Origin of the sequence: Sphingobacterium cellulitidis (genome assembly GCF_043187465.1) — a bacterium.
Classification (GTDB): Bacteria; Bacteroidota; Bacteroidia; order Sphingobacteriales; family Sphingobacteriaceae; genus Sphingobacterium; species Sphingobacterium cellulitidis.
On record NZ_CP171136.1, the window covers coordinates 3,237,228 to 3,251,116 of the forward strand.

12 protein-coding genes are annotated in these 13,889 nt (G+C 37.6%); 6 read left to right on the forward strand and 6 right to left on the reverse strand.

Annotation, left to right across the window (positions count from 1 at the left end; translation table 11 throughout):
• Window positions 1-24 precede the first annotated feature (24 nt).
• Together ACF3OC_RS14295 and ACF3OC_RS14300 are read left to right on the forward strand one after the other, a co-directional pair.
• Window positions 25-1,242, forward strand: coding sequence for a multidrug effflux MFS transporter (locus ACF3OC_RS14295; RefSeq protein ID WP_392469535.1), 1,218 nt, complete (start codon window positions 25-27; stop codon window positions 1,240-1,242).
• Between the two features lie 129 nt (window positions 1,243-1,371).
• Window positions 1,372-2,598, forward strand: coding sequence for an IS110 family transposase (locus ACF3OC_RS14300; RefSeq protein ID WP_182499660.1), 1,227 nt, complete (start codon window positions 1,372-1,374; stop codon window positions 2,596-2,598).
• A 303-nt stretch (window positions 2,599-2,901) separates the two neighbouring features.
• Here the strand turns inward: ACF3OC_RS14300 and aroQ are convergent, their stop codons facing one another.
• Window positions 2,902-3,324, reverse strand: coding sequence for a type II 3-dehydroquinate dehydratase (gene aroQ, locus ACF3OC_RS14305; RefSeq protein ID WP_094279939.1), 423 nt, complete (start codon window positions 3,322-3,324; stop codon window positions 2,902-2,904).
• Window positions 3,325-3,357: 33 nt separating this feature from the next.
• Window positions 3,358-4,998: a gliding motility protein RemB gene (locus ACF3OC_RS14310; protein WP_392469537.1), complete on the reverse strand. Its 1,641-nt coding sequence runs from the start codon at window positions 4,996-4,998 to the stop codon at window positions 3,358-3,360.
• Window positions 4,999-5,194: 196 nt separating this feature from the next.
• On the opposite strand from ACF3OC_RS14310, the gene ACF3OC_RS14315 reads away from it, so the two are divergent.
• Entirely contained in the window at window positions 5,195-6,616 is a 1,422-nt protein-coding gene (locus tag ACF3OC_RS14315; protein WP_392469538.1) for a glycoside hydrolase family 125 protein, read from the forward strand.
• A 64-nt stretch (window positions 6,617-6,680) separates the two neighbouring features.
• Here ACF3OC_RS14315 and ACF3OC_RS14320 read toward each other — a convergent pair whose 3' ends face one another.
• Both ACF3OC_RS14320 and ACF3OC_RS14325 read right to left on the reverse strand, forming a co-directional pair.
• Entirely contained in the window at window positions 6,681-7,523 is an 843-nt protein-coding gene (locus ACF3OC_RS14320; protein ID WP_392469540.1) for a hypothetical protein, read from the reverse strand.
• Window positions 7,524-7,746: 223 nt separating this feature from the next.
• Complete coding sequence (locus ACF3OC_RS14325; protein WP_392469541.1) at window positions 7,747-9,126, reverse strand: DUF4038 domain-containing protein; 1,380 nt, start codon at window positions 9,124-9,126, stop codon at window positions 7,747-7,749.
• A 131-nt stretch (window positions 9,127-9,257) separates the two neighbouring features.
• Here ACF3OC_RS14325 and murI point away from each other — a divergent pair, with 131 nt between their 5' ends.
• Together murI and ACF3OC_RS14335 are read left to right on the forward strand one after the other, a co-directional pair.
• Entirely contained in the window at window positions 9,258-10,082 is an 825-nt protein-coding gene (gene murI / locus ACF3OC_RS14330; RefSeq protein WP_094256073.1) for a glutamate racemase, read from the forward strand.
• 81 nt (window positions 10,083-10,163) lie between these two features.
• Window positions 10,164-10,850: a hypothetical protein gene (locus ACF3OC_RS14335; protein WP_094256074.1), complete on the forward strand. Its 687-nt coding sequence runs from the start codon at window positions 10,164-10,166 to the stop codon at window positions 10,848-10,850.
• 57 nt (window positions 10,851-10,907) lie between these two features.
• Here ACF3OC_RS14335 and ACF3OC_RS14340 read toward each other — a convergent pair whose 3' ends face one another.
• Window positions 10,908-11,330, reverse strand: a complete 423-nt coding sequence (locus ACF3OC_RS14340; protein WP_094256075.1) for a SufE family protein — start codon at window positions 11,328-11,330, stop codon at window positions 10,908-10,910.
• A 6-nt stretch (window positions 11,331-11,336) separates the two neighbouring features.
• Window positions 11,337-12,560, reverse strand: a complete 1,224-nt coding sequence (locus tag ACF3OC_RS14345; protein ID WP_094256076.1) for an aminotransferase class V-fold PLP-dependent enzyme — start codon at window positions 12,558-12,560, stop codon at window positions 11,337-11,339.
• A 152-nt stretch (window positions 12,561-12,712) separates the two neighbouring features.
• Between ACF3OC_RS14345 and ACF3OC_RS14350 the strand changes: the two genes are divergently transcribed.
• Entirely contained in the window at window positions 12,713-13,705 is a 993-nt protein-coding gene (locus tag ACF3OC_RS14350) for an acyl-ACP desaturase (protein ID WP_094256077.1), read from the forward strand.
• The last annotated feature ends 184 nt before the right edge of the window (window positions 13,706-13,889 follow it).

The following is a 13,889-nucleotide window of genomic DNA, read 5'->3' on the forward strand; positions in this document are numbered from 1 at the left end:
TAGGGCTTTTTTTATTATTTTTTGATGACCTTAACTTTAAAAAACAACAGAAAAGTAACCCTGCTTATCCTTGGACTATTATCAGCAATTGGTCCTTTCTCGATTGACTTATACCTCCCTGCCTTTGATGTCATCGCCGAAGATTTCAACACCTCCGTTGACCAAGTGCAACTTACACTAACTAGTTACTTTATTGGTATTGCCTTTGGCCAAATGATCTATGGCCCTTTATTGGATAAATATGGAAGAAAGAAACCATTACTCGTTGGTCTTGCCATCTACTTTGTAGCATCCTTATTATGTATTTTCACAAAGGATATCAACCACCTGATCATCTTAAGATTCTTACAAGCCTTAGGAAGTTGTGGCGGTATGGTTGGAGCTCGCGCCATAGTGACGGATTATTACAGCAGCCGTGAAGCTGCGAAAGTTTTCAGCTTATTAATGTTGGTGATTGGGGTATCCCCTATTCTGGCACCAAGTATCGGAGCCTTTATGCTGGCTCATTTTGACTGGCATTATATCTTCCTATTTTTAGCCTTACTTTCACTTTTTATCTTTATTGCTACAGCATTTTTCTTGCCTGAAAGTTATGCCGGAAGTAAAAGCTTTTCTCTCGCCCCAAAATCTATTTTAAACAACTTTTGGCAAGTTGTAAGCAATAAAATATTCCTATCCTATTGTTTGATCGGTTCTATTGCTTCTGCCGGCACATACGCTTATTTAGCAGGATCTTCATTCGTCATGCAACAGTTCTTTGGTCTAACCAAACAAGAATATGGAATTGCTTTTGCATTTGTAGCCTCCGCAATGGTTATTGCGACCCAGTTAAATAGATACTTCCTCAAAAAACATAGTAGCGAATATATCAGCAGGATGGCCAATACCTGGCAAGCCTTTATTGGGATATTGATGATTGTGGCCTTAATGACGAATTTATTGAGTTTCCCAGTCATGCTAATTTTAATTTTCTGCTTCTTATTTGGGCATGGCTTTATTTTTCCAAATACATCTGCAGTAGCCCTTACCCCATTTAAAGGTTTAGCGGGTAGTGCCTCTGCTTTATTAGGTTGTATTCAAATGGCAATCGGAGCACTTGCCTCCGCATTGGTAAGTTTCTTCCATAATGGAACTGCCTGGCCTATGTTATCCGTCATGTGCGCAGGAGGAATTTTATCTCTAATACTGCACCTGATGGTCAAAAATAAATTTCAAAAAGAACTGGAAACTTCCAGCAATTAAACGAAGATATTATAAAACAAAACGATCATTATACATCGGGTATCACCAACAGCCATGAAAGTCACGGGCTCATAGTCCCAATAGGCATTTAGCCAAAACGGTATCTTAGTACCAATAAATATAAGACCTATGGCTGTCAGCGGATTACCCTTTATCCTTGATCGTGGTTGTGGACTGGATGTCCACAAAGACACAGTAGTTGCTACCATTAAAGGTAGTGATTTTGATACAGAGACAAAAACCTTCTTAACTTTTACGGATGACCTGTACAATTTAGTGGAATGGCTTCAGGCTCATTCCATTACACAGGTTGCCATGGAGAGCACTGGAGTTTACTGGCGACCGGTTTACGCGGTTCTGGAAGACTATTTTCACATCCTACTGGTCAATGCCCGGCATATCAAAAATGTTCCGGGACAGAAGACCGACAAGAAGGATAGCGAATGGATCACCAAACTGCTTCTTTCCGGTCTACTGAAGGGAAGCTTCATCCCACCACAACATATCCGTGAGCTCAGGGAGCTTTTCCGACATAGGCGCAAGTTGATCGCTATGCGGACCGCAGAAAAGAACCGGTTACAGAACATCCTTGAATCCGCCAACATCAAACTGCGGAGCGTGGTCAGCGACGTATTTGGGGTAAGCGCCATGGAAATGGTCCGGGCCATGGCCAAAGGTCACCTCGATCCTTTGCTATTGGCAAGCATGGCCAAGGGTTCGCTGGTCAAGAAACACGCAGAGCTACTTAAGGCACTTACTGGCAAGATCACGGATCACCACCGCTTCATGTTGAACCTAATACTGCAATCCATCGATCATATCAATCTACAAATAGCACAATCAGAGGCTCAGATGGAACAGTACGCAAGGATCATGCACCAGGAGCTGGAACTACTGGAATCTATCCCTGGAGTATCTTCCAGGGTGGCACTGGGAATCGTTTCAGAAATCGGTACGGACATGGCTCAATTTCCAACACATCAGAACCTTTCTTCATGGGCTGGGGTTTGCCCGGGCAACAATGAGAGTGCAGGAAAGAAGTACTCCTCGAAAATAACACGTGGAAACAAGTATCTCAAGACGACGCTCGTGGAGGCAGCATGGGTGGCCTCTAGATCCAAGGTAAATCCATTACTTGCGATCAAGCATCATCAAATCGCTGCACGAAGAGGTCAGAAGAAGGCAACAATAGCCATCGCACATAAGATCTTGATTGCAGCATACCATGTCCTGAGGGACAAGGAAGCCTATCAATTGCATCCACAGGACAAGAAAATACTTGAAAATAGACGACTTAAAAGAATTGACAGATTACAGAAACAATTGAGTACCCTTAAGAACACGTCTTACAAATAAAAGATCGACCTTTTTTTGGTGGTTGGACTCCCCGAAAATAAAACTGATATCAGACGTTAAGAACCAACAGTTGATGCCTTTAGAGCTCGTAGAAAAAATTATACTCTTGTTTTTATTAATCAAGTCATTTCATCATAAATAATCATACATAAGAAACAGAAACAAAATTATCCGGACAAAAAATAGACCCTTGAATAATCACTGGTCTAATATTTTATTGGATTACTTAAAAAAAACAATAATAACTTTCAGAAAAAAAAGAGAGGAATAATTCCTCTCTTTCTGTTTTATCTTGATATAATGTTAGTCGTTCTTAAAACTTTCTAAACCTAATCGATAACTATCCAAACCAAAACCTAATATCACACCCTTGCAATTTTTAGATAAATAGGAATGATGTCTAAATTCTTCACGTTGATGGACATTGGAAATATGAACCTCAACAACTGCAGTATTAATCGCAGCAATCGCATCTGCAATAGCAACCGAAGTATGGGTATAAGCTCCAGCATTCAATACAACTCCATCAAATGAAAATCCAACTTCATGAAGTTTATCAATGATAGCGCCCTCTGAATTACTTTGAAAATAATGTAACTCTAAATCCGAAAATTTAGACTTCAACGCTTCAAAATAAACTTCAAAGGATTGATCACCGTAAATGCCTTTCTCCCGAACCCCTAATAAGTTCAAATTCGGTCCGTTTAGGATTAATATCTTTTTCATGATTTGATTTTATATGCTAAAGATACTATAATCCTAAAAATCTCCATAAAGATTACGGAAACTTGAACGTAATCCTACCGTAATCACTCCAGATTTTTGAGTCGGCTCATCTTCAATTCGATTATAACGTTGGGTATAACCTACCTCAAATCTCAAATTATATTTCGGATTTAATACATAAGCGGCTCTCAAATCTGCATAAAACAGATCATTCTGAACCCCTTGACCAATTTTGTTACCATAGGTATTCGGCGCAGTGTTATAAGATTGGAAGATATCGCCGCCATAGTTGATAGGAACTCCAAATTTACCTATAGGGTCTGTGCCATATCGGCTATATAATCCTTGAACAGAAAAATCTAAACGGTTCCACGAATAATTCGCAATACCAACCAATTCTCTAAAGTTTGCCCCTCTTGGATGCGCCAATGGCTCCCCTCTATTACTATAATTGGATATGGAAACAAAGTGCTGATAGGTATATGGACGAACGGCATTATACTCTCCCAAAATATTCAGATTTCTTACCCCGAAAATATTGAAAGCCTTCGCCCCTAACTGTACTCCCCACTTATTATGTTTATAACCATTATTCGAGAAAAATTCCTTCGCAGTAAACTCTCCTAGTAAAAACTGTCCATAAGCTGTTAAGTTATCCAACACCTTATATTTTGCATTTAATCCTAGGAACATCTTATCTGGAGATGAAATATTATTATTCTCTACTGGTCTAAGGAATAAAACCGGATTCAAGTAATTAAAATCAAATCCGCGATGGCCTGCTTGATTGCGATTAGCCCAAATTACTGATTGGAAGAATCCTAATGACAAGCGATTCGTCACATTCCAATCTAAATATTGAAATGCCCCCCATTTAATGCCGTCTCCAAACCTACCGCCTGAATTTAATGAATCCACGCGGGGATTATTCGGATCGGTCATATATGCCCATATCGAGGTATATTGTACATTACCTACTTTTCCCGTAAGCTTTAAGTGAGCCATGTTCGATGAAAAGTCAGATAATAATACCGAACGATAACCATCCCCAATAAAGTTCTTATCATAAGCTAAGGTCGCTTGAAAATAATCACTAAAATCATAAGTGAAATTGGCTGTTGCATACATCCAATCCTTAGTTTTATTCAAATGTCTTTTGGACATTGCCTGACCAGGTACCACTCGTGATTCCTTGATATAATCATCTATATACCGTGGAAAAACCCCTTGGTTTTCAAAGAAATTACCGTAAAAAGTGAATTTATCCTTAATAGTAACTCCTGCTTGAACCCCACGGGTGTTTAACCAGGTCGTTCTCTTATCTTTATCGAGCATCTCTGTCCCGATTACAAAATCAGGTAAAACATCCAAATAAAAAGTATGATCTTCTTTTTCAACCTGAACTAGGTGTTCATTGAATATCTTCCGCATAAACCAATTGTCAGAATCCACCGAATTCAACGATTGAATCGAATCCATCTTCTCTAACAAGCGACCCTTAAATAAATAAGGCTTCGAGGATGTATGATAACGGGTATTAGGCGAATATAACTCTTCATCATACTTTTGGTAATGTTGGTAAGAGTAAGGTTGATTCTTGACTTGTGCTTGCAATGTGCCGAAGGTACTAAGACTTAGTAGTCCGACGATTGCATAGGATAACGTCTGTTTCATAAATTATTATTAGTCGAGATATTTGAGCAATACTATCAAATTTTATTCCTAAAAACTATCAAAGGTACTTTTATTAATCGAGCTAAACATAATTTTACCCATATTAATAGCTAAAACGTTTATTCTATGCAAGGGAAAATCAACGACAATTTGTATATTGCTACCTAATTAATTGTAAAACTATTCTATTATAAATATGAAGCGTAGAACTTTTCTTCAAAATTCAGCCCTATTAGGGGCTGGAATGCTCGCCAGCAAATTCACTTTTGCTGAGGGAATTAATGATTTTCCGGTAGTCCGTACGCCTGTTAATAAACGTCATTTCAGCAGTAAATTGGTGGAAGACATGATCAAAGAATTTCAAAAAAATGTAGCAGATAAAGAATTAGGATGGATGTTTAATAACTGTCTTCCTAATACTTTAGATACTACGGTATACGATGAATCCAAAGGAAACCGCAAATTAACTTATGTGATTACGGGTGATATCGACGCCATGTGGTTAAGAGATAGTAGTGCCCAAGTTTGGCCGTACATTCAATTTGTAAACAAGGATCAAAAACTAAAAAATATGATCCTTGGTTTGATCAATAAGCAATCAGAATGTATCAATATTGACCCTTATGCCAATGCTTTCTATAATGATCCGACCAAAAAAGGAGAATGGTTTACCGATCATACTGATATGAAACCTGGAATGCATGAACGTAAATGGGAAATTGACTCATTATGCTACCCTATCCGTTTGGCTTATCGCTATTGGAAAGAAACTAATGACACTACCCCATTTGATGAAACTTGGGAAAAAGCACAGGAAGCAACTCTTCGTACATTTAAAGAACAACAACGTAAGACAAGTTTAGGTCCATATAAATTTGAAAGAACAACTTCCAGAGGCTCAGATACCCTGCAGGTAGATGGCTATGGCTATCCAGTAAATCCTGTTGGACTTATTGTATCTAGCTTCCGCCCCTCTGATGACTCCAGTATCTTTGGATTCCTGATTCCGTCAAACCTGTTTGCTATTGTCAGCCTTCGCCAATCCGCAGAAATTCTGAAAAAAGTGAAAAACAATACCGCCTTGGCTGCCGAAATGGAAGCGCTGGCAAACGAAGTGGAGCAAGCTGTCAATCAATATGGTATTATTGACCATCCTACTCACGGACGTGTTTATGCTTTTGAAGTTGATGGATTTGGAAGTTATTTGATGATGGATGATGCCAATGTTCCTAGCTTATTAGCTTTACCTTATCTAGGTGCAGTCGATATTAACGATGAAGTCTACCAAAGGACAAGAAACTTTATCCTTTCCGATAAAAACCCGTTCTTCTTCAAGGGAAAATTTGCTGAAGGAATTGGTGGTCCACATATCGGTCGTGATATGATCTGGCCAATGTCTATTATTATGCGGGCCAATACTTCTACAAATGACGAGGAAATCCGCCAATGTGTGCAAACATTAAAGAACACCCATGGAGGTACTGGATTTATGCATGAATCTTTTCATAAGGATGACCCTAAGAAATTTACCAGACATTGGTTCGCTTGGACCAATACTTTATTCGGTGAATTGATGTGGAAATTATACAAAGAAAAACCAGAACTTTTAAAAGCTTAACATAAATAATGCCCCCAAATTCGCCTAGAATTTGGGGGCATTTATTATAATTTTAAAATTAATTTTAACTCCGAGGTTCTGCTTTAACAACGTAATAAATTCGTTCTTCAGAACCCTCCTTCATTCCTAATAAAACAATATTATTTTTCTCGGTTTGCCATATTTTTACTGGAAAATATCGACTCTCTAATGGATTCTTGAAAAGCTCCGCATATTTTGCTACCAAGTTTGACTTATTTAGATCACCAGTATAAGTATATTGACTTTCTCCATAATTTTTATTGATACATTCAGTTAAGGTATTATAAGATATTATAGAATATTGATCCCGCCCAGTACTACTGCTATACATAAACTCTAATCTAGCTGATGGCTTATCTCCTGTAATATCACTTTTTAAATTTAAAAGGGTTTTGGTATATGAATTTTCTGCAGAATTAAAGATCTCGTCCTTACCTGCCTTCCAATTTAGCCCTAAAAAGTCCCTTGAATTCTTGACAATAAAATTAATGGAATCTCTTCTTACAATAGCCTTGTTCTTATATCCTGAAACATAAAGCTTGTAAGTACCTGGAAAAGGAAATGCAAAACCAACTTTTATTGAATAATTAGTGCTTGGTTCAGGTTGATAATATTGTTTTGGGATCTCCCAAATAATGGAATCATAGGCCGCCATTAAAAATATACCAGTTTTTAGGTCATTTGCTTCTTCCCCTTCCAATTGTAAGGAAGCTAACGCATTTTGAAAAATACTCACACTAGTATCTTGTGAAGTAATAATAAATTTGGGATATTCTACAGAAGGCTCAGGCTCAGGCTCTGGTTCTGGATTTGGATTTACATTATCCTTTGAACAGGAAGCAAATACGGCTAATAAAGCGATTAATAAAAATGTGATTTTTTTCATAAATAATTTTGTAATAATTAATTTTCGTTTCTTTAAGTAATAATATCGTCTGCCTTTAAGATATCATCCAGCATACATATAAATGACGGATTTTATTACACGTGGTTTAATTCATTTTTACGAATTAATATAAACTTAACACTGAACTTTAATCCCGATAAGAAACCACTCAGTATCATTAAAAAAACTACTGTTATTTAATAAAAAATCTCCATTAAGTAAATTAATTTATCTTATCAATAATCAACACCCAATCTGTTGAATTCTTATTATTGGGAACATGAATCTGCATTTTCTCCTCTACCCTAACGATCTTCTTTCCCACTAATTCACCTGTTTCTGGCTTAAACCATTGATACCGGATGTTTTTACTAGGAAACTCACGCATATTGAGGTTAACGAACTTATTATTCGGTAAATATATCATAGCATAGGTTTTTTCGGAATCGGTAAATGCGGTCATAAAATTCTTAGCTTCTATCGAATCCTGATTCAGGATCATCAATTGATTTGGTATTCTATTTTTTGAAGGTCTGGAAAGAATCAATTTCTTCAGGAAGCCAGCTTGAAATGCAGCAGGTCTATCCATTGCCTCTTGCCAATTTCGATCTGGGTAATTCACAGGCAAAAAGGAAGGTCCATAAAATTGCCAAATAGCATGGTGACCATAGGTCACCCCAAATCCACCCGCAAATACAGAGCGATAGAGTTGTCTTCTAACTTCCCTATCCCGAAAATATCCTTTCGAAGGATCCCATCCATTCCATGGATTGATTGGATGATCTTCATAACAAGGTTCCGCATCCAAACTGGGCTTCTTTGGAAGCAATCTCAAATCTTTCTGTATTAAGTCCCAAACCCGAACATCCAACCTCGCATGACCAGACTGAATCATATTGAAATCCATCCACACCTCTTGGTGCAACATTGGACTGCTCTCCCAAATATATCCTCCGGGATGAAATGATTTTAAAGTTTTCTTTCCAGAGCCCGCATCCAACCCTGCGGCCATCGAGCGATAAACCTCAAGCCAGCTTTCTTCCAGATCAGCTGCTGGCCGATCTCCTCCTAATATCCAGAAAATATGATTGTACTTTTTATACCGCGCTCCTAAAAGCCTCCCAAATTGATGCGCATTTTCTTTGTTAAAAATCACAGGCCCAGCTCCGGAATATTTCAAAGTCACCTTATCACCCCAAGTAGGAAGAATTGCCAAATACATCTCGCGCTCCTGGGCAAGTTGAATTACTGAATCTACCAATTTAAAATAAGCTTCGTTAAGTCGTGTCGGATCCTCGTTTATTAATGCTAAGTCACCATATCGATTCGGAATTCGAATTCCATCCAATTCCGCCAAGATTACACATTGGATGACATTAAATCCTTTAGCCTTTCGGTTATCCAGGTATTCTGTAATCTCCTCAATTTTTAATCGGTGAAATAATTCCCAAGCCGTATCTCCTAGCCAAAAAAACGGCCTTCCATCTTCAAATTCCAAGGAATGACCACTGCTAGAAACTACAATCGAATTTTCCTGTTGGGAGTAACAGAAACTGCTAAGAAAAATAAGAAATATTGGGATAGTTAGTTTTAGGCCCATCATACTTAAAGCTAAGATTATTTTCTTGCTTTCCCGATTTATGCAATAATTAACCTCAAGAATTTTTCCAATCATTTGCAATTGAAATCAGAATGAACAACCTTTGTATCAATATTTGAAGAAAGTTTATTTACATGTCTCAACAAAACAACCCTGGTCCTATTGGCATTTTTGATTCTGGTTATGGTGGTCTTACGGTTTTCAAGGAAATCCATAAACATCTCCCTGACTATGATTATATCTATTTAGGGGATAATGCCCGTGTACCTTATGGAACCAGATCTTTTGAAACAGTATATGAATATACTAAAGAATGTGTCTTTAAACTCTTCGAACTGGGATGTAACTTAGTTATCCTTGCTTGCAATACCGCCTCGGCAAAAGCATTAAGAACCATTCAACAAAACGACCTGCCCGAAGGGAAGAAAGTTTTAGGCGTAATACGCCCAACCTCAGAGGTCGTCAATCAATTTACAAAAAGTAACAAGGTCGGGATCCTGGCTACTCAAGGTACCGTCAATTCAAATTCCTACGTAATCGAAATCAATAAATTCCATCCCGATATCGATGTCTTTCAACATGCATGCCCATTCTGGGTTCCTTTGGTTGAAAATAATGAACTTAATAGCGAAGGTGCTAATTTCTTTGTCCAACAAGATATCCAACAATTATTGCAAGCATCACCTGAAATGGACACCATCCTTTTGGCTTGCACCCATTACCCGCTCTTACTCCCACTGATTCAAAAATACGTCCCAGAAGGAATCAATATTATTTCCCAAGGAAAACTCGTTGCTGAAAGCCTAGTGGACTACCTCAAAAGACATCCTGAGGTGGAAGAAAAATGCTCCAAAGAGAAATCTCTTCAATTTTTCACGACGGATGATCCCGAAGATTTTAATGAAAAGGCTGAGATTTTCTTTGGTAAAAGGATCTCTTCCAACTTTATTAAAGTGTAATAAAAACCATTCGTTAAAATAAGTTAATAATCTAATATTTAAAGTTTTATAAATTATTTTTAGGTATTAAATAATACCTATATGAAATTCCTATTGCTACTTTTTCTCTTGTTTTCAGGTTTGCAGATTCAAGCTCAAACAGTAAAAGGTAATGTTAGGGATTCGCAAACAGGTAGAATTTTATATCGGGTAAAAGTGGAAAGCAGCAAAGCTGTAGAATTCACCGACCATCAAGGAAATTTCTCGATTGCTGTGAACCAACATGATAGCCTGAGAATTCATCTTAATAATTATGAAGTCCTCAAGATCAACCTGTTCATGGAAACTAAGGAAAAAACCCTCACATCCATTTTGTTAAAACCAAAATATATCGAGATTGAAGCCATCAGTGTGGAAGGAAAAACAAGTAAAAAGGACTCAAATCAGGTAAATCTCAATCTTAATATTCCCAAAACACCAACCTTTAGAAAATACGTCCTCGGGCGTGCTGACATGTCTGGAAATCCAAGAGGTTTTCTCGCAAATGGTAGCACAGCGACCTTGTTTACAGTAGATTTGCTCGCGGTTAAAAGAATGCTCTTTAAAAGACCTGAAAAGATACCGCTAGAAAAACAATTGGAAGCCGATGAGTATACCATGCAGTATATTGATATGACTTTTTCCGTGGAGTTAATAAAAGAAATGACCGGCCTTGAAGGAGATGAGGCACTCATTTTCCAAAATATCTATAGGCCTTCAATGCAAGAATTCTCCGAAATGTCTGAATAGTTTTGAGGAAAATCAAAAGTCCAAAAAATAAAAACGCTGCCTTGGGCAGCGTTTTTATTAAGATGCTTTAGCTTGTAAAGCGATCGCATATAATTTTATTTGTTTTACCATGGACAATAATCCGTTGGCACGGGTTGGCGAAAGATGTTCTTTCAAACCAATTTGATCAATAAAATATAACTCGGCATCCGCAATTTCTTTTGGACTATGACCTGATAATACTTTCACCATTAAACTGACCAATCCTTTCGTGATAACCGCATCTGAATCCGCAGTAAATAATAATTTACCATCTTTCATTTCCGGAACCAACCATACTTTAGATTGACAGCCCTTGATAATATATTGATCTTGTCTATCTGATTCATTGATAATCGGAAGCTCCTTACCTAATTGAATGATGAATTCATATTTCTCCATCCAATCTTGATAAAAGGAAAAATCCTCAATCAATTCATCTTGTATTTCATTTATTGTCATATTCTTTTATACTAACATAGCAACGGCTCTCTTTACGCCGGCTACCAGTGCATCGATTTCTTCTTTGGTATTATAAACTGCTAAACTTGCTCGAACTGTTCCAGGGATGTGAAATTGCTCCATAACCGGTTGGGCACAATGATGACCTGTACGAACAGCAATTCCTAATTTATCCAAAAGAACCCCAATATCATAAGGATGGGTGCCATCTACAACAAAGGAAATCACAGATGATTTTTCCTTGGCTGTTCCGATAAAACGAATCCCTTCAACTTCTTGTAATCTTTCTGTAGCATACTGCAGAAGTTCATCCTCGTATTTTTTGATATTATCAATACCTAATTCATTGATGTAATCGATTGCTGCATTTAGGGCAATCCCCGCTTCAATATTGGGAGTACCAGCTTCAAACTTAAATGGTAATTCATTATAAGTTGTCTTTTCAAAAGTAACATCCTTGATCATGTCACCTCCACCCTGGTACGGTGGCATTTTATTCAACCATTCTTCTTTCCCATAAAGCACACCAACCCCAGTTGGACCATACATTTTATGTCCTGAGAATACTAGGAAATCAACATCCAGTTCTTGAACATCGATCTTGATATGTTGTACAGCTTGTGCAGCATCAATTAATACCGGTACATTCTGCGCATGAGCAAGTTGAATAATTTCCTTGACAGGATTGATGGTTCCTAAGGCATTAGAAACATAATTAACAGAGACAATCTTTGTCTTTGAAGTCAGCAAGGATTTATAAACCTCCATATCCAGCTCTCCGGCTTCGTTCATCGGGATAACCTTCAATTTAGCCCCCTTTGACTCACAAACCATCTGCCATGGCACAATGTTGGAATGGTGTTCCATTGCGGAGATAATAACTTCATCCCCTTCTTGTATAAATTCCTGACCAAAACATGTAGCAACCAGATTAATACTATCGGTTGTACCCTTGGTGATTATGATTTCGTAGTCGTGCTTTGCATTGATAAATTCCTGAACTTTACGTCGAGTAACCTCAAAGGCATCTGTTGATATCTGACTTAAGTAATGAACACCGCGGTGAACATTACTATTCATGTCCGTATAATAGTTTAGGATTGCATCAATTACTGCTTTGGGCTTTTGCGTAGTCGCCCCATTATCTAAATAGACTAAAGGTTTCCCATTTACCTCACGTTTCAAAATTGGGAATTCCTCGCGTATCGATTTGATGTCTAGTGTATCCAATTCTTGATATTTTTATTCTTTTACAAAGTTAAGATATAATAAAACATATCGGGCAATATTAAAGTTATTTATAAGTAATAATCCTAATTAAGGATGGAAATAAAAAAATATTAAATTATTATTAAGTCGATATTGATTACCTTTGTTTAATTATGCAAGAACTACCTTTAAACTTACCAGAAGGCTCAAGAAAAGAGGTTATGACCTATTTGGAACCTTTCATGTTGAATGAAATGTCCGATTATTTAAAACCTGTTGAGGATATGTGGCAACCGGCTGACTTCCTTCCGGATGCAGGCAGAGATACTTTTTTTGAGGAAATTCGCGATTTACAGGAAAGCGCTAAAGAATTACCTTATGACCTGGTTGCAGTCCTAATCGGTGATACTGTCACGGAAGAAGCTCTTCCAACCTATGAGTCTTGGTTAACCATGGTAGAGGATGTCAATAAAAATGAACAAGGTGGCTGGATGAGATGGGTACGCGCATGGACTGCTGAAGAAAACCGCCACGGTGACTTGCTTAACAAATATTTGTACCTATCGGGTCGAATTGATATGAAACAGTTTGAAATCTCTGTACAGTATTTAATTAAAGATGGCTTCGATATTGGTACGGGTGCTGACCCTTACAGAAACTTTATTTATACTTCTTTCCAGGAATTGGCAACCAATGTATCTCACCGTCGTGTGGCTGCATTATCCAAAAAAAGTGGTGATAAATTATTGGCTAAAATGTGTGGTGTCATTGCTTCCGACGAAGCAAGACATGCCAAAGCTTATATGTCTTTTATCTCCCATGCCATGGTCGTTGACCCTAGTGAAGTCATGATTGCTTTCGAGGATATGATGAAGAAAAAAATCGTTATGCCGGCTCACTTCTTAAGAGAATCTGGAGAACCTCAAGGTGGCGCATTTGCGCACTTCTCAGATGCAGCTCAACGTTTAGGTGTTTATACAGCAGTGGATTATGTGGATATCCTAAAAGAACTTTTGACAGATTGGAAAATTGATCAGGTAACTGGATTGAATGAACAAGGTGAAAAAGCTAGAGATTATTTAATGCGTCTTCCTGACCGTTTATTACGTCTGGCAGATCGTATGAAGATTCCAGAAAAAGAATATAACTTTAAATGGATTTATTAATCCTATAAAGATCTTTGAAAGGGCTGTTATTAAACAGCCCCTTCTTTTTTACAGCACATACAATAGGATTTCATCCCCAAAACCTCCTAATTAATTCCCGAATCCATTACATCCATTTTAGACAAAATAGTTTCAGTTTCGGTTAATTAAGAAGTATCCCCAGCCATATTAATGCGTTATTTTT

Coding starts and splice junctions, on each gene's coding strand:
- ACF3OC_RS14335 (WP_094256074.1), top strand. CDS start 10,164: ATGAAATTCCTATTGCTACTTTTTCTCTTGTTTTCAGGTTTGCAGATT.
- ACF3OC_RS14325 (WP_392469541.1), bottom strand. CDS start 9,126: ATGATGGGCCTAAAACTAACTATCCCAATATTTCTTATTTTTCTTAGC.
- ACF3OC_RS14350 (WP_094256077.1), top strand. CDS start 12,713: ATGCAAGAACTACCTTTAAACTTACCAGAAGGCTCAAGAAAAGAGGTT.
- ACF3OC_RS14295 (WP_392469535.1), top strand. CDS start 25: ATGACCTTAACTTTAAAAAACAACAGAAAAGTAACCCTGCTTATCCTT.
- aroQ (WP_094279939.1), bottom strand. CDS start 3,324: ATGAAAAAGATATTAATCCTAAACGGACCGAATTTGAACTTATTAGGG.
- ACF3OC_RS14320 (WP_392469540.1), bottom strand. CDS start 7,523: ATGAAAAAAATCACATTTTTATTAATCGCTTTATTAGCCGTATTTGCT.
- murI (WP_094256073.1), top strand. CDS start 9,258: ATGTCTCAACAAAACAACCCTGGTCCTATTGGCATTTTTGATTCTGGT.
- ACF3OC_RS14340 (WP_094256075.1), bottom strand. CDS start 11,330: ATGACAATAAATGAAATACAAGATGAATTGATTGAGGATTTTTCCTTT.
- ACF3OC_RS14315 (WP_392469538.1), top strand. CDS start 5,195: ATGAAGCGTAGAACTTTTCTTCAAAATTCAGCCCTATTAGGGGCTGGA.
- ACF3OC_RS14310 (WP_392469537.1), bottom strand. CDS start 4,998: ATGAAACAGACGTTATCCTATGCAATCGTCGGACTACTAAGTCTTAGT.
- ACF3OC_RS14300 (WP_182499660.1), top strand. CDS start 1,372: ATGGCTGTCAGCGGATTACCCTTTATCCTTGATCGTGGTTGTGGACTG.